We start from the raw sequence: 15940 nt of genomic DNA on the forward strand, positions 1-15940 counted from the left end.
GCTTCTAATCGGGGGCCCCGGCCTGGAACTGGGCTGTTTCGCGGGCCAGGCGGGGCACAGCCTTCAGCACAAAATCGAGGAAGGCTCTGGCAGCTGCGGTCATCTGAGGCGCTCCACCATGAACTGCATACATTATGCCTAACCCACATTCGTGCTGAGGCAAAATGCGGACGAGCCGACGCGCGGCAATATGCTCTCTCGCGAGGGCCGCAGGCGCGATAACTATGCCGAGACCGAGTACCGAAGCCGAGAACGCCGCTTGGAGGCTATCAACGGCAAAGCGTCCTTTGAGCAGCATCGTCCGCGTTTCGCTTGGACCCGTCACGGCTATTTCCACCTTATCCAGGGAGTTTCCCTGAATAATGAAAGTATGTCGATGTAGCTCTGTAACGCTGTTTGGCGCTGGGCATCGATACAAATAATCTGGACTTGCCAGAAAAACTTTCGGTGAACGCCAGAGCTTCCGGACAATCAAGTCTCGATTGTCCGGCAGCTCCGGTTGAAATGCCACGTCGATCCGCTGCCCGGCCAAGTCGGTCACACGCTCATTCAAGATCAATTCAATCTCGACGTCCTCGTAGATTGCAAGAAACTCAGTTATCCAGCGGCCCAACGATCGGTTTCCAAACTCTATCGGTGCCGCAACTCTGACGCGACCAACCGGGTTCGTTTTGGCTGCGGTGACGCGCTGTTGGGCCAGCGCTAGCTGCTCCAAACCGGGGCTCGCTGTTTCAAAGAAGATGAGGCCTAATCGTGTGATCTCGAGCCGTCGCGTGGTCCGGGTGAAGAGCAGCGCGCCAAGCGACGATTCGAGCTGTGCAACTTGGCGGCTCACAGTTGCCTTAGGCAGACCAAGGGCACGCGCGGCAGCCGAGAAGCTGCCTGCTTCCGCGACGGCGATGGCAAGTGCGACTTGGTTGAGATCGATCAATTATTGTCTCTCCCAGTGAGCCAATGGGTCCCGTTTATGCCAACTAGTTGGTACTCGCGTGTCATGTTATCAAGCGGAGAAGCAACGGAGCCGCTGTGGGAAGTGTAGCGATGACAAAGAATAGAATTCTCATCGTGGGTTTAGATCCGCACAAAATTGAGTTTGGATCAGAACGAGGGCTGACGGCTGAAGGCGTAAGTGCGACAGGCCAGGCGACGAACGATAGGCTCGAGGAGCTCGGGCACATCGTTGACACGTGGCTGATCGGGCCAGACGCAAACGAACAGCCTCTTCTTGATCTGCTTGCGGCGCGTGACTTTGATGTGATCTTGGTCGCGGCGGGGCTAAGGGGGCTTCCTGAGCACACGCTGCTTTTCGAAAGGATCATGAATGTGATCCACCAGAATGCTCGCTCGGCAACCCTGTGCTTTAACAGCAAACCAGACAACGCTCTCGACGCCATTTTGCGACATATAAGAGATGCTTGAGGAGGATTGACGTAGACAAGGTAGTTGCTCGCGTTGGCAACATATCGATGGAGAGTTCATTTTATTTTATCGCGCCGGGCCTCGTCTAACGCACTGCTTCACCAGCGATCGTCTCTGCGAGGTTGATGAGCTGTTGAAGCGCTGGGGTTGCATGCGCCCACACCACGCTAGTTGGTAGGACGTTTGTCTCTCCGACAATGGGCCGGAAGATCACGCCGTCTAAATCGGTTCGCACAGACGACGTGGTTGCGAGAGTGACGCCATAGTTCATGGCAATGAGATCGAATAAGCTACCCGAGAAACATCATGGACATCCACTCGGGGCTGAGAACTTTGCCGACGACCTCGCGATGTGGTTGTCTGGTCGCCAGAGGGAGGGATGGCGTTTGGCTGACGCTGCAGCTGCGGGTCGCGTCGCAGAGCGCACTAAGCTATGAACTTCGTGACGGTACTTTTTCGGTTCGCAGTGAATCCTCTCCGAGGCCCCCAAAATGAGTCCCGAGCGGCGATCGACCTCGATAGATACCGAAACCACTCAAAAATTTTTCGTGCGATTTTCCCTTTAAAATCAACACCGTAAGATTTTGACGGCCCGTGGGTCGGTTTTTGCGTCGAAGACAAGAAAAAAACCATATAGAACAATGAGATAGCTGGGTTGAGAACAATGGAGTGAGAGTGACGGGGAGACGGCAGCGATAGCGTAACTGCGCGGCGATTTTCGCTGTCGAAAATTGTTTTCGCGTCGGTATCTCACCTCTGCTGAGCTGGCATTCTCCATCTCCGATCTGGCAAGTCCGATCTGCGCCCATGTCCCCTATGAAGTAAAGATCTTTCAAAAAGGGAGAGGGCTACAGCGTAGAACGGCGTGCACAAAGGCGGGTCTGCTTTGCGCCCCGATCTGGGCCTTAGCGGCCAGCGGCACCCTAAAAGCAGACATTGTCGGTGCTATCGGGGAAGGTTTGTTTGCGCCACATGTAGTCATTCCATCGATCCTGGAAATCCTGATCTGCAGGTTTTCATGGATATGCATTCTTCAGAAATCGACAACAGGTGTGTCCGGTATCTGCTGCTCAAACAGGGCCCAGAAGCTAGAGCCGCGGGTTTCAGAATACCAATGCTCGAAATCCGCAAGAGCGGCATGAATGTCGGCGGATTGGTCTCCGCTTGAATCCCGGAACATCGCCAGCGCGACCGGGCCAAAATGCGAGATCACCTCCGAGCGTGCCTCGCTGTCGGCATTCCAGCCGAGGCTCGCGCGCAAGGCGGCGAAGGCGCGCGCCACGGCGATGTCCTCACTTTCCGCCAGGGCCATGGAATCAGCGATCACCTGCATGAGGTTGAGCCGTCTGAAGGCGAATGCGCGGTCCTGCTCCAGCGCCGCAATCCGCCGTGCCGCCTCGTGTCGGAAACTCGTCTCCGCAGCCTTGGCGACCTCCGCCGAAGTCCTCAGTTCAAGCAGAAAGGATGCTGGCATCGCGTCACCTCCTCGGAAGGGTTCGACACATTTCAGGGCCAGGGCTCTAAGATGGTGGCGGAAGAGAGTGGGAGTCGAACCCACCAAGGACCGGCTCGCGGCCCCTCCCGGATTTGAAGTCCGGACGCCCCACCGGGGACGATGCTCCTCCAGAGGCCTCTGCCGGTGGCCCATTGTCGTCCTGGCGGCGAAACAGGTCCAGCCGATGCTTGTTGATGCGCCGCAGGTCGCCGCGCCGCAAGGTAACGCCGTGCCGGTCGAGAAATTCGAGGATGTGAACGGCGACCTTGCGCCCGCTGCCCGTACTGTCGCGAAACTGTGCGGCGCTGAACTGCCCGTCATGCTCGGCCGCCAGATTGCAGACGATCCCAACGATCTCAGCCAGCGCCGGGCGAAGGAAGAAGTGATCATGCGCAACCTCATGCACCGTGCCGATACGCCCGGTAAGCTTCAGAAGTTTGCGAATTTCCGCTTCCGGCCTGGCAAGCTCCCTTGCGATGTCGCGCACCCTTGGGGGGTGGAATCTCACCGAGCCGGCTATCCGCGGCTCGATCTCCCGCCAAAGAGCTTCCTCCCTTGCCGCGAGACGGACCCCATGGCCGCGAAGCCGTACCCATGCGCCGTCGACCTCAATCTGGCCGACGCGGACGAGACTTCGCATTGCAGCAGCGAAGGCCGGCGCAGGAAGACAGGGATCGAGATGAAGGCGCAGTTTCTCCGTTCCGATGCCCGGCAAATCCGGGTTGCCGGTATGGAAGGCCTCCAGGAAAGCGTTCAGGTCGCGCTTGAAGCGAGCCCAACGCATTGACGAAACCACGAACTGCGTCTGGCTGACAGAAAAGGAGACAAGGCCGAGACGATCGATCAGGCCTGCGACCTCGTCGGCACCGAGCGCCCGGTCACGGGCGAAGGCGCCAAGGTCGAGATAGCGGGGCGGCACGTCGGTAAGCGCCGCGACGGCCTTCTCCGGCGCCGGGACGGCGTATGCTTGAAGCCTGGCCAGCCGTTCTGGCGAGCGGCGCTTGCGGCTCGGTCCCCTGAGGTCGATGAAGCGCCCGCCGCCTATGGTTCGCTGCGCAGAGCTGTCGCGGATCACGTAGGCGTCGCCGGCAGCGGCGGCGATCGGGCTCTCCAAAACAATCTGCACCTTGGCCGTGGCGCCTGGCGCTATAGGCTCATCGCCGAGAAGAACGATCCTCGCCCCGACCTCGGCCGCGGCGTTATGGAGCCGCACCGGGAACCACTGCCCGATCGGCTTTCGCTCGCCTCGCAGCACATGCAGTTCGGCGTCGATCCTATCTGCCGGCGCGTGAAGCGCAGGATCAAGGATCACATCCCCGCGCCGAATAGCCTCTTTGTTGACGCCGTCGCCGGCCAGATTGAGTGCGCAACGGCTTCCGGCGCGGCCGCGCTCGGCTACCCGGTTCTGGGCGTGGATCGAGCGAATGCGCGCGGCGAGCCCTGAGGGGCTCACCACCACGCTGTCGCCGACACCGACAGAGCCCGAAAGGACGGTGCCGGTGACGACCGTGCCGATGCCGCGCAAGGTAAAGCAGCGGTCGACCGCCAATCGAAAGCGGCCCGAGGATGAGCGTCCGGCAAAGTGCAACGCCTCTTCGAACAGCAGGCGTTGGAGGTCATCGATGCCTTCGCCCGTGACGGTGGAGACAGGGAGAGCCTCAGCCTCTTCCAGGATGGTGCCCGCAAGAGCGGATCGGATATCCGCAGCAACAGCGGCGCGTCGTGCGGGATCGGCCAGATCGCACTTCGAAAGCACGATCAACCCGCGCCTGACGCCAAGGAGGTCTATGATCGCCAGATGTTCACGCGTCTGCGGCATGACGCCGTCGTCGGCCGCCACGACCAGCAGCACGAAATCGATGCCGCTGGCGCCAGCGACCATGGTATGCACAAAGCTCTCATGGCCGGGAACATCGATGAAACCGACGACGTCCCCGCTCGGCGTCGGAAGATAGGCGAAGCCAAGATCGATCGTCATGCCTCGCTCCTTCTCTTCCTGGAGCCGATCCGTGTCGACGCCAGTCAGCGCCTGCACCAGCGCCGTCTTGCCGTGGTCGACATGTCCGGCCGTCCCGATGATCATGGCGCAGGCTCCTCGATCGGCGAGATAGCGCGGCGCTCGGCCTCGGCGATATCGTTCGCGGTGAGCGCAGCGCGCGCCGCGTCCATGTACCGGCCCGCGCGAACACTACCGCCTGCTTGCGCACGCAGGAGCCAGGCATAGGCCTCGACGGCGTCGGCGGGAACGCCAGCCCCGAGATGGTAGGCGGCGCCGAGCATAGCTTGACCGTCGGTATCGCCGAGCAACGCGGCCTTGCGCCACCAGCGGACCGCCTCGACAGGATCGCGCGATACGCCGAGTGCATTGTGATAGAGCATGCCGACACGGGTCATCGCCGATGCAATTCCTTGTTTGGCGGCGGCCAGCGCCCAGCGTCGCGCTTCGGCAATGTCGGGCTCGATCACCTCACCCTCGAGCAACATCCAGCTCAACATGTCCTGCGCCGGTCCGTCGCCTTGTTCGGCCGCGGCCCGATAGAGTTCGGCCGCGCGGCGGTAACTCTGTTCGACGCCTTCGCCACGGAAACACAGCGAGGCGAGGTTCCGCTGCCCGACTGGATCGCCGGCTTCCGCGGCAAGCGCCAGCCAGCGGAAGGCGAGATTGCCGTCGCGCTCGACGCCGAGTCCGTCGGCGAAACAAGCGCCGATATTATTTTGGGCACGAGCCGATCCAGACCGCGCCAGCGGCTCCCAGATGCCGAGCGCCGTGGCGTAGTTGCCCCGTTTGGCAGCGTCGATGGCGACGGCCAACTGGTCAGCCACGGATGTCCGGGCCGGCTTGCGCGCGAGACGATCAAGCCACCGCACTGCCGCCTCCTGGAGAGAAGCTCGCAAGATTGGCCGCCAAGCCGGCCTCGTCTTCGAGGCAGCGCAGATCGAGCATGAGCGCCTGCTTTTCGATGCGCCCGATCACCGGAACGGGCAGCGCCCGCAATGCCGCCGCGAGCGCTTCCAGGGTCCGACCGCTTCCTGATTGGTGGCCGACGGCAAGGCCGGCGCTCGGCACGGTGTCGAGCGGCATTGCGCCCGATCCGACCTGGCTGCAGCACTCCACCACGTCCACTACAAATTCATCCCCGAGAACACTGGAAAGGACAGGAGCGAGGCGCTGGGCCTGCGCGGCAATATCGACAGCGGGGCGCGCGAGCAGCCTCAGCGTCGGCAGACGTTCAACCAGGCGATCCGGATCGCGGTAGAGCTTCAGCGTCGCCTCCACCGCGGCCAGCCGGAGCTTGTCGAGACGAAGCGCCCTCTTCATCGGGTTTCGGTTGACCTCGGCAAGAAGATCCTTCCGGCCGACGATGAAACCTGCCTGGGGTCCTCCGAGCAGCTTGTCGCCCGAGAAAGTGACCAGATCGGCGCCGTCCGCAATCGCCTCGCCCACGGTAGGCTCGTGCGTGAGTCCGTATTGGGCGAGATCGATGAGCGTGCCGGAGCCGAGATCGTGGATGAGAGGCACACCGCGTTCCTTGGCGATCGCCGAAAGCTCGCGCGCCGAGACCTCCGCCGTGAATCCATCGATCCGGTAGTTGGACGTGTGCACCTTGAAAAGAAGTCCGGTCGCCGGACCGATGGCCGATAGGTAATCCTTGGGATGCGTACGGTTGGTGGTGCCGACCTCAACGAGTTTCGCGCCGGCGCGGGTCATGATGTCCGGCATGCGGAAAGAGCCACCGATCTCGATCAGCTCGCCACGCGACACGACGGCCTCGCGGCTAAGCGACAACGTGTTGAGGACGAGAAGGACCGCGGCCGCGTTGTTGTTGACGACGGTTGCGTCCTCGGCCCCGGTGAGTTCGCATATAAGGGTCCGCAGATGATCGTCACGTTCGCCGCGTCTGCCCGTCCCGATGTTGAATTCGAGCGCCACTGCTTCGCCCATGGCAGCGCGCATCGCCTCTAAAGCTTCGCCCGCGATGAGCGCGCGGCCAAGATTGGTGTGCAGCACAGTGCCGGTCAGGTTGAAGACCGGGCGCAGCGATGAGCGCTGCGCGGCCTTGAGGCGGACAAGCGCGTCGGCGGCGAGGTCGCTCGGCTTGGGCACTGCAGCTCCGGTACGACAAGCCGCCCGTGCTTCTTCGAGCGCATCCCGGATGGCGCGCGTCGTGGACTGCTGCCCGAAGCGCTCGACCGCCGCGGCCGCGAGCGGCGTCCTCAGCACTCGATCGACTGACGGGAGATCGCGCAGGTGGCTCGTGGGCAGACCGGTCATCGCGCCCTCAATAGCCGATCAGGAAAGGGTTGAAGGATCCGCGGCGATAGCCACCTTCGCGGACGAGGATGTCTAGCCCAAGCGTCGCCACGTCGTCGGCAACCGGGTCGAGACCGGGATCCTTGTGCTGATGAAGTATCTTCACATAGCAGCCGCAGGAATCGCAGGTCTCAGCCTTCACCGTGCCCGGTCCGCCTTCGATCTGCTGGTAGCCGATGCCCTCGGTCGAGCCACACAGCGTGCATTTGATGCGCACGTAGTTCCACAGAGTGCCGCACAGTGAGCATGCGCAGAACCGCGCCCCGTGAGCGCCCTGCCAGCCGACGATGATCGAGGATGCCGGCGGGCTGCCGCAGGCGGGGCATGCACCGTCGCCTACCGGCACCAGCGCGCGAGCATCAAGGCGGGCGGCGAGACGAGCGAAGTGAACCTGCAGCGCGGCCGCGACATAGACGTGCTCGGCGAGCGCCTCCATCGGAATCGCGTCAGCAAGCACATTGCGTACCATGCCACCTCGCTCCGCCGGAGTGGCCTGCTTCAAACGGTCCAGCGCATCGGCCGCGGCGACCGTCTTCTTGATCTCCGACGCCGCTTCGACCAGGCGGTCGAGCGTCTCGGCGCCAGTGTCAGGCGCGAGGTTGTTGCGGTCGAGCGGCGGCATTCCGAAGCTGCGCGCACGTTCGCGTGCTACGGCATCAGGCATCTCCGGCTCCGTTAAGCCTTCCTGAACGCGGCACTGCACGCCGGCCAGAGCGGCAAGGAAGCGGAGATAGGGACCCAGGTCATGGCCTGCCGCCAGCGCGGTCCACCGCTCGGCGCGGCGAGAGAACAGAAGCGCAGGTTCAGGAACGCGGGCAAAAGGAGGAGCGGAGACTTCGCCGATGGCGGTGGGGTCGGAACCGGCCGGAATGATCTGTCTTGGCATTCGAACCTCACGAACCGCACGGGCCACGTGGTTGCCTGAACCGGCGCACAAAATCATGCGCAAACACAAAAGCTAGGGCGGAAAAGTCATCCCGCCAGCACCCGCTCTATTCGGCGGGCTTCGATCCCGACGGTCCTGTTCCCTTGCTCGATTTGGCGACGAGCTCCCGCAGCCATTTGCGGTGATGCCGCCAGGCCCAGCCGCCGGTCACCCGTCCACGCGTCATGGCGGGAATGGTGCCTCGCACCCAGATGGCCGAGTAGAAATGGACGATCCAGACGCCGATGATCGCGACTGCGGCAATGGAGTGGACAAGTATTGCCACGCGCTTCTGATCGATTGTCGTATACTGGGAGAAATATTGATCCCATGCCACCAATCCGCTGGAGATGAGGATCACGATCAGCACAGACATTGACCAGAAGACGAGCTTCTGGCCGGCATTGTACTTGCCGACCTCAGGAACGTTGTCCTCCTGATTGGCCAACACGTCACGGAAACGGGCGAGCCACGTTCCGTCCTCGCGTCTCCACAAATTGGCCTTCCAGAACCGAAGGAAAAGGCCGAGGAAGCTGAAGAAGAGCACGACGCCGACCCACGGATGGATGAAGCGCGTGAACTGACCGCCGCCGAAAAGGCCGGACAGGAAGAACAGGCTCGGGTGAAACATCGCGAGGCCGGACAAGGCGAGCAGGATCAAGCTCGCCGCCGTGATCCAGTGGTTGATCCGCGCCCCGACCGTATAGCGGTCCACGATAACTGGCTTGCCGGGATGTATCTGTTCGTTTGGCTTCACGTCATCGGCGGCCATGGCTGTCGCCTTCCGTCAACTCTTCGGCGTGCTCCTCATCCGCCTCGGTTACCCTGTTCGGTCCCATGATCAGATGGTGGAGCAAGCCGACGCCGGCTGCCACACCCAAGACCGTGAGGCCTGCATATTTGGTCACACCTTTCCACACCTCCACGAGCGGACTGATCCTCGGCTCCTTCGGCAGGCCCGAGTAGAGTTCCGGCTGGTCGGCATGGTGCAGCACATACATCACATGCGTTCCTCCGACACCTGGCGGATCGTAAAGGCCGGCATTCGCGAAGCCGCGCGACTTCAAGTCCTCCACACGCTTGGCGGCCCAGCCCTTCATCTCGTCCTTGGTGCCGAAGACGATGGCCTGAGTTGGGCAGGCCTTGGCACAGGCCGGGCCTTGGCCAACCGCCACGCGGTCGGAGCAGAGCGTGCATTTGTAGGCTGTGTGGTCGACCTTGGAGATGCGCGGGATGTTGAACGGGCAACCCTTGATGCAGTAGCCGCAGCCGATGCAGTTCTCGTGGACGAAATCGACGATGCCGTTCGAGTACTGCACGATCGCGCCCGGCGCCGGGCAGGCTTTGAGGCAGCCGGGATCGGCGCAGTGCATGCAGCCATCCTTGCGGATCAACCATTCGAGCTCGTTGGTCTCGGGATTGTCCCATTCGCTGTAGCGCATCAGCGTGAACATGTCGGGCGTCAGGTCGGGAGGATTCTCGAAGGCGCCGGCGAAGACGCCGACCTCCGGGTGCGTATCGTTCCACTCGATGCAGGCTGTCTGGCATGCCTTGCAGCCGATGCATTTCGAAACATCGATGAGCTTGGCGACTTCCGTCAGGTGCTGCTCGGGAGCAGGCACCGTCGACGCCGACCGGCGGATGAGGTCTTTCTCGGAAAAACGCGGCGTCGTCTCCGTCGTCGAAGGATTGGGAAGAGGAGGAAACATCGCTTGCTCTCTCCTATGCCGCTGGGCCCGGTGCGGGCTCGATATTGACCAGGAACGCCTTGTACTCGGGCGTCTCGATATTGGCGTCGCCGACAAAGGGAGTGAGCATGTTCGGGCCGAAGCCTTTCTTCGCCGCCCCGGTGAAGCCCCAGTGCAGCGGAATGCCTACGATGTGAATGGTCTTGCCATCGCAGATAAGCGGCTTGATCCGCTTGGTCACCATTGCCTTCGCTACAACCGAACCGCGCTTCGACCAGACGCGCACCCAGCCGCCCTTGGTGATGCCCTTCTCGGCCGCAAGCTGTTCCGAAATCTCCACGAAGAACTCCGGCTGCATCACCGCATTGACGATGACGTGCTTGGTCCAGAAGTGGAAATGCTCGGTCAGGCGGTAGGAAGTCGCCGCATAGGGGAACTCCTTGGAACCCGCTTCGGCGAACTGGGCCATGTCGCCCTCGAATACGCGAGCGGCCGGATTGCCGCGGACTTTGGGCGCGAGCGGATTGACGATCGGCGACTCGAACGGCTCGTAGTGCGCCGGGAACGGTCCGTCGCGCATCATACCCCTGGTAAAGAGACGCGAGACGCCTTCCGGGTTCATGATGAACGGGCCGACCTGATCGGGCTTCGCGGTCGGCGCAATATCAGGCACGTCGTAACCCGACCATTTTTGGCCGTCCCATTCGATCACTTTGCGGCTCGGATCCCATGGTTTTCCGGTGAGGTCAGCCGACGCCCTGTTATACAGAATGCGGCGGTTGGCGGGCCATGAGAACGCCCATTTCGAATAGAAGCCGGCGTCGTCCGGATCGGTTGTATCCCGCCGGGCCATGTTGTTGCCGTTCTCGTTGAAGCAGCCGGAATAGATCCAGCAGCCGCAGGCGGTCGAGCCGTCGTCACGCAGCGCGGCAAAGGCCGGCAGCAGCTTGCCGGCCTCGGCCAGCACCTTCGTCGGATCGGCCGTGTCGGTCACCTTGGCGAGCGCCCTTCCGTTGATCTCCTGGGCAAGCTCCTCGGCCTTCGGATCACCGGCATTGGCATAAGGCCAGTTGAGCTTGACGATCGGATCGGCGAAGGCACCGCCTTCCTTGGTGTAGAGCTCCTTCAGGCGCAGGTAGAGCTGCGCCATGATCCACGTATCGCGCTTGGCTTCGCCGGGGGGCGTGCCGCCGGCCCAATGCCACTGCAGCCAGCGCCCGGAATTGACCAGTGAGCCGTCGTCCTCGGCGAAGCAGGTGGAGGGCAGCTGGTAGACTTCAGTCTGGATCTGCGACGGATCGACATCGTTATATGGTCCATGGTTTTCCCAGAATCGCCCCGTCTCGGTGTCCAACGGATCCATGATGACGAGGAATTTGAGCTTCGAGAGGGACTCGATCACCTTCTTCTTGTTCGGAGCCGCCTGCAGCGGGTTGAAGCCTTGGCAGAAATAACCGTTCATCTTGCCCTGATGCATCAGCTCGAAAGCACGCAGCAGATCGTAGCCCGGCAGGTCGAGCTTCGGCAGGTAGTCATAGGCGAAGTCATTCTCCGGCGTTGCCGCGTCGCCCCACATAGACTTCTGGAAGCTGACAAAGAACTTCCTGTAGTTCTGCCAATAGCTCATCTGGTTCGGCCGGAGCGGTTTGAAAACGCGCGTCGACATGTAGGTGGCGAGGTCCGGCTCCTTCTGTGTCGGCAACGTCAGGTAGCCGGGCAGCAAGTTCGACATCAGCCCGATGTCGGTCAGCCCCTGGATGTTGGAGTGCCCGCGAAGCGCGTTCATGCCGCCGCCGCGTATGCCGATATTGCCGAGAACAAGCTGCAGCATCGCCATGGCGCGGATGTTCTGCGAGCCCTTCGAGTGCTGGGTCCAGCCGAGCGCATACATCGAGGTCATCGCCTTGATCGGCGAAGAGGTTTCCGCGACCATCGCGGCTACCTTCAGGAACCGGTCCTTGGGCGTGCCGCAGATGCGCTCGACCATCTCAGGCGTGTAGACCGCGACATGCTTCTTGAGCAGATTCCAGACGCAGCGGGGATTTGCCAGTGTCTCGTCGACAACGGCAAAGCCGTCCGGACCTATGTCATAGTCCCAACTGGACTTGTCGTAGTCCCGCTTCGCCTCGTCATAGCCGGAGAAGAGGCCGTCCTGATACGTGAAGCCCTGCTTGACGACATAGGTCGCGTTGGTGAAGGCCTTCACATAGTCCCATTGCACCTTGTCGTTTTGGATACAGTAGTTGATCAGCCCGAGCAGGAACGCGATATCCGTTCCCTGGCGGATCGGCGCATAAACGTCGGACACTGAGGCCGAGCGCGTGAAGCGCGGGTCGATGACGATAAGCTTGGCGCCGCGGTTTGCCTTGGCCTCTGTAACCCATTTGAAGCCGCACGGATGCGCTTCCGCGGCATTGCCGCCCATGATCACAACAAGATCCGTATTCCTGATGTCCGTCCAGGAATTGGTCATTGCGCCGCGGCCGAATGTTGGGGCGAGACTCGCCACCGTGGGGCCGTGTCAGACACGCGCCTGGTTGTCGAACACCAGCATTCCCGTGCTGCGCACCACCTTGTAGGTCGCGAACGCGGTCTCATTGGTCGAAGCCGAGGCGGCGAGAAAGCCTGTGGTGATCCACCGGTTGACCGTCACGCCGTCATTGTTCCTTGCGACGAAGTTCTTGTCGCGATCGGCCTTCATCAAGCGGGCGATACGGCCGAGCGCGTCTTCCCAGCTTATCGGCTCGAACTTGTCGGTCCCGGGTTTGCGGACCATCGGATGCTGCAGGCGGGTCGGAGATTTCACGAAGCCGAGCAGAGCCGACCCCTTGGGGCACAAGGTGCCGCGATTGGTCGGGTGGTCGGTATCGCCCTCGATATGGGTGATGTCGGCCTTCTCGCCCTTTCTAAGATCGCCTTTCGAATACAGGATTATGCCGCAGGCTACCGAACAGTACGGGCAAGTGTTGCGCGTCTCGGTCGTGTTGGCGAGCTTGAAAGACCGTATCGCTGCCGCATGCGCGGACTCGATGTCGGCGAAGCCGAAAGCGCCCAACGTCGTGCCGGCGAGACCCGCGCCTGCCGTCTGCAGGAACGCGCGCCGTGATAGCTCAACATTCATCTGGATTTCCTCCCGCATTCCATGCCCATAGAGGCATCCAGAACCAAGAGATACGGACGCCATTTTTGAGCCGAATTGGCGTAATGTCAAACTGCTGAGGATCTAGGGCACAGATCGCAGTTGGCAAATGGTTCGCGCAAGAAAATGCGATTGACGCTTTTCGGAATGTGACACTAAAGTATGGCGTGGTGTTGGAAACGGCTCCCGCGTCGCGGGGCGATATAACCGAGGCACCTCCGCGTCTGACCAGCCTTGCCCATGGCGGCGGTTGCGGCTGCAAGCTGGCGCCCTCCGTTCTTCAGCAGCTTCTAGCCGAAAAGGCGGAACCCAGCCTCTTTCGGCAACTCCTTGTCGGCACCGAAACTGGAGATGATGCTGCCGTCTGGCAGATCGACGACACGACCTGCGTGATTGCAACCACCGATTTCTTCATGCCGATGGTGGATGATCCGTACGACTTCGGCCGGATCGCCGCGGCCAACGCGCTCTCCGACGTTTACGCGATGGGCGGCCGGCCGATCATGGCGCTGGCCATCCTAGGAATGCCTATCGAGAAGCTGCCGACGCAGGTGATACGGGAAATCCTGAAGGGCGGCCACGACGTCTGTGCCGCAGCCGGAATACCAGTCGCGGGTGGCCATTCGATCGACTCGCTGGAACCGATCTATGGGCTCGCCGTGATCGGCACCTGCCGGCCAGCAGACATCCGGCGTAATTCGGGAGCCAGGCCGGGAGATGCGCTGATCCTCACCAAGGGACTCGGCGTCGGAATCTATTCCGCGGCCATCAAGAAGAAAGCGTTGTCGCCTGGCGGCTATCAAGAGATGATTGCGTCGACGACCCTTCTCAACCGGATCGGGTCGGAGCTCTCCAAGGACCCAAACGTGCATGCGATGACCGATGTGACCGGCTTTGGTCTGCTCGGACATGCTCTTGAGATGGCGCGCGGCTCGATCTGCGCACTCGTGATCCACGACCATGACGTTCCGGTCTTTGCACAGGCGGCATCGCTTGCGGAACAAGGCTTCGTCACCGGTGCATCGCGGCGTAATTGGGCGAGCTACAGCGAAGCGGTGCGACTGCATGAAGGCGTGCCGGAGTGGCGACGCGATCTTCTTACCGATCCACAAACCTCGGGCGGACTGCTGATTGCCTGCGAACCCGGCAGCGCCGATGCCCTGACCGAGACAATCGTCGCAAGCGGCTATCCGTCGGCGAGTGTGATCGGATGTGTCGAAGCCGGCCAACCTACCGTAGCGATCGAGGAATGACCGTCGCTTCTGATCGGTGGCTGTCGTGGCTGTCAGCATACCCCTCGAGCGAGGCTTCACGACCCTCCCGGCAGTGCTAAGTGAAAGCACACCTTGTTGCTGGGCGTGTAACCATGCGGAACAATGCGGGAGGCTTTGCAATTCTGGCCCATGAAAAAGCCAACAAAATCAATGGTTCTGCCACATCCTCCCGGCCTCACCACAATCATTGATTTTGCAACGAAAGAATTCGGCAATTGGAACGGTGACGGTACTTTTGATGGCGGTGTGGGCACGCCGTCGAACGCTGCAAAGTGCAAAAAATCGTCCGATTGTTCTCGATAATTGGTGAAACCTCAAAATATTTTTTGCGGCGATTTTCCCTTTAAAATCAACAACGTAACTTTTCGACGGACCATGCGTCGGCTTTCGGTGCCGCAAGCAAAAAACCCAGCTGGATCAATAACCTAGCTTGGTCAAAAACAATTGAGTGGGAGTGACGGGGAGTACTGTGGAGTAAAGCAGGCTAAAGCGTCGTACTATAGGCGATGTTGTCTCGGCAATAGTAGTCGATCGTTCTCGCGTTGCCATGCAGGATGTACCGTCTCACCAGATGAATGGAATCAAGCGCCGGCGCACGCGGCGCGCATAATCATCATAGCCCTTGAGACCCCCGTGCGCAGCGTCTGCTCCTCTGGAAGCGGCCTTGCAGGCGGAACACATCCGTATCGCTTCGGTGACAGGCCGAACGATGGCGCGCCCTAATCAAATATGCCGGCGATCGGCGGACATTTCTCTGACTGCTTCTGCGCCAGGATGCGCTGGAATCGGAATGAACCGGGCTTGGAGATTGTCGAGGAGCCATGCGCCTGCGCGTCCCAGAGGCCGGTCTCGCAGATGCGCGGCGTAGATTGTCAGCGGGCCGTGAACACTGGCGGGATCGTCTTCGATTTGCAACGGTACGAGACGTTCTTCGGCCAGAAACGGCATCACCAGATGTTCGGGCATTCGGCACCAGCCAAGTCCTGCTACGAGGAAATCCAGTCGGCGACCAAGCTCGACAAACCGCCATACCTTGGAGCCGATAACACCGTAGCCCGGACTATCCGGCGTGGACGGATCAGATAGCACGAGCTGAACATGCTCATCCAGGTCCGCGCGCGTGACAGGACGGCCGAGCCGGGCCAGTGGATGGATTGGCGCCACGACCGGAACCAGGCGCACCCCGAGCAACGGCAAAGCTACGATATCCTCAGGCACGTCAGGCAGAAGCACGCAGAAAGCGAGCGCGGCATCTCCCCGGCGCAATCGCCGCTCGGCGCCTCCGAGCCCCTCCGTCGAGAAGCTCACCGGCAGGTGAGGAAATGCGTCGCGGAGCGCATGGAGGCTATCGATAAACGGCGCGGTGGGCACCAAGGGATCAATTGCGACCGCAAGCTCGGGCTCCAGCCCATTCCGCGTTGCGGCAGCCATCGCCTCGAAACGTGCCGTGCTTGAGAGGATGATGCGCGCTTGGTTAAGCAACGCACGGCCTGCATCGGTCAGATGCGGGCGATAGTTGCTGCGATCGAACAGGGTAACCCCCTGCGCATCTTCCAGCGTTGCGATGGCCTGGCTGATCGCGGATTGGGCGCGGCGGAGTTTGCGACTAGCAGCCGAGAAGCTGCCGGTTTCAGCGATCGCCACCAGCACACGTAGCTGGTCGAGGGTCAGGCTACCCAGCATCCATC

11 protein-coding genes, 1 tRNA gene and 1 pseudogene are annotated in these 15940 nt (G+C 61.4%); 2 read left to right on the top strand and 11 right to left on the bottom strand.

Annotated elements, in window-relative coordinates:
* Nucleotides 1–4 precede the first annotated feature (4 nt).
* Nucleotides 5–931: a LysR family transcriptional regulator gene (locus tag JT360_RS18590; RefSeq protein WP_214473187.1), complete on the bottom strand. Its 927-nt coding sequence runs from the start codon at nucleotides 929–931 to the stop codon at nucleotides 5–7.
* Nucleotides 932–1041: 110 nt separating this feature from the next.
* Here JT360_RS18590 and JT360_RS18595 point away from each other — a divergent pair, with 110 nt between their 5' ends.
* Nucleotides 1042–1419, top strand: a complete 378-nt coding sequence (locus JT360_RS18595) for a hypothetical protein (RefSeq protein ID WP_214473188.1) — start codon at nucleotides 1042–1044, stop codon at nucleotides 1417–1419.
* A 1033-nt stretch (nucleotides 1420–2452) separates the two neighbouring features.
* Here JT360_RS18595 and JT360_RS18600 read toward each other — a convergent pair.
* The 9 genes and pseudogenes from JT360_RS18600 to fdnG form a co-directional block, all read right to left on the bottom strand.
* On the bottom strand, nucleotides 2453–2893 hold the full coding sequence (locus tag JT360_RS18600) for a hypothetical protein (protein WP_214473189.1): 441 nt from the start codon (nucleotides 2891–2893) through the stop codon (nucleotides 2453–2455).
* A gap of 55 nt (nucleotides 2894–2948) precedes the next feature.
* Nucleotides 2949–3044 (bottom strand) — tRNA-Sec (locus JT360_RS18605).
* A 126-nt stretch (nucleotides 3045–3170) separates the two neighbouring features.
* A pseudogene (gene selB / locus JT360_RS18610) lies at nucleotides 3171–4997 on the bottom strand (selenocysteine-specific translation elongation factor); the annotation flags it as partial.
* On the bottom strand, nucleotides 4994–5782 hold the full coding sequence (locus tag JT360_RS18615; RefSeq protein ID WP_214473190.1) for a tetratricopeptide repeat protein: 789 nt from the start codon (nucleotides 5780–5782) through the stop codon (nucleotides 4994–4996). The pseudogene selB and the gene JT360_RS18615, both read right to left, overlap by 4 nt.
* Nucleotides 5769–7187 (bottom strand): L-seryl-tRNA(Sec) selenium transferase, encoded by a 1419-nt coding sequence (gene selA, locus JT360_RS18620; RefSeq protein WP_214473191.1) that lies wholly within the window; start codon nucleotides 7185–7187, stop codon nucleotides 5769–5771. Before selA ends, JT360_RS18615 begins: the two co-directional genes overlap by 14 nt.
* A 7-nt stretch (nucleotides 7188–7194) precedes the next feature.
* Nucleotides 7195–8112 carry a formate dehydrogenase accessory protein FdhE gene (fdhE, locus tag JT360_RS18625; protein WP_214473232.1) on the bottom strand — a complete coding sequence of 306 codons (918 nt, stop codon included), beginning with the start codon at nucleotides 8110–8112 and terminating at the stop codon, nucleotides 7195–7197.
* A gap of 106 nt (nucleotides 8113–8218) precedes the next feature.
* On the bottom strand, nucleotides 8219–8923 hold the full coding sequence (locus JT360_RS18630) for a formate dehydrogenase subunit gamma (RefSeq protein ID WP_214473192.1): 705 nt from the start codon (nucleotides 8921–8923) through the stop codon (nucleotides 8219–8221).
* Nucleotides 8910–9860, bottom strand: a complete 951-nt coding sequence (fdxH, locus tag JT360_RS18635) for a formate dehydrogenase subunit beta (RefSeq protein WP_214473193.1) — start codon at nucleotides 9858–9860, stop codon at nucleotides 8910–8912. Before fdxH ends, JT360_RS18630 begins: the two co-directional genes overlap by 14 nt.
* Nucleotides 9861–9873: 13 nt before the next feature.
* Nucleotides 9874–12960 (bottom strand): formate dehydrogenase-N subunit alpha, encoded by a 3087-nt coding sequence (gene fdnG, locus JT360_RS18640; RefSeq protein WP_214473194.1) that lies wholly within the window; start codon nucleotides 12958–12960, stop codon nucleotides 9874–9876.
* Nucleotides 12961–13181: 221 nt separating this feature from the next.
* Here fdnG and selD point away from each other — a divergent pair, with 221 nt between their 5' ends.
* Entirely contained in the window at nucleotides 13182–14231 is a 1050-nt protein-coding gene (selD, locus tag JT360_RS18645) for a selenide, water dikinase SelD (protein ID WP_214473233.1), read from the top strand.
* Nucleotides 14232–14975: 744 nt separating this feature from the next.
* Here selD and JT360_RS18650 read toward each other — a convergent pair.
* Nucleotides 14976–15935 (bottom strand): LysR family transcriptional regulator, encoded by a 960-nt coding sequence (locus JT360_RS18650; protein WP_214473195.1) that lies wholly within the window; start codon nucleotides 15933–15935, stop codon nucleotides 14976–14978.
* Nucleotides 15936–15940: the final 5 nt, after the last annotated feature.

Origin of the sequence: Mesorhizobium sp. dw_380, from assembly GCF_018588885.1 — a bacterium.
Taxonomy (GTDB): domain Bacteria; phylum Pseudomonadota; class Alphaproteobacteria; order Rhizobiales; family Rhizobiaceae; genus Mesorhizobium.

Excerpts from the sequence above, each read along its gene's own strand:
- selA (WP_214473191.1), bottom strand. The coding sequence starts at position 7,187 with ATGACCGGTCTGCCCACGAGCCACCTGCGCGATCTCCCGTCAGTCGAT.
- JT360_RS18600 (WP_214473189.1), bottom strand. The coding sequence starts at position 2,893 with ATGCCAGCATCCTTTCTGCTTGAACTGAGGACTTCGGCGGAGGTCGCC.
- JT360_RS18595 (WP_214473188.1), top strand. The coding sequence starts at position 1,042 with ATGACAAAGAATAGAATTCTCATCGTGGGTTTAGATCCGCACAAAATT.
- fdhE (WP_214473232.1), bottom strand. The coding sequence starts at position 8,112 with ATGCCAAGACAGATCATTCCGGCCGGTTCCGACCCCACCGCCATCGGC.
- fdxH (WP_214473193.1), bottom strand. The coding sequence starts at position 9,860 with ATGTTTCCTCCTCTTCCCAATCCTTCGACGACGGAGACGACGCCGCGT.
- JT360_RS18630 (WP_214473192.1), bottom strand. The coding sequence starts at position 8,923 with ATGGCCGCCGATGACGTGAAGCCAAACGAACAGATACATCCCGGCAAG.
- JT360_RS18650 (WP_214473195.1), bottom strand. The coding sequence starts at position 15,935 with ATGCTGGGTAGCCTGACCCTCGACCAGCTACGTGTGCTGGTGGCGATC.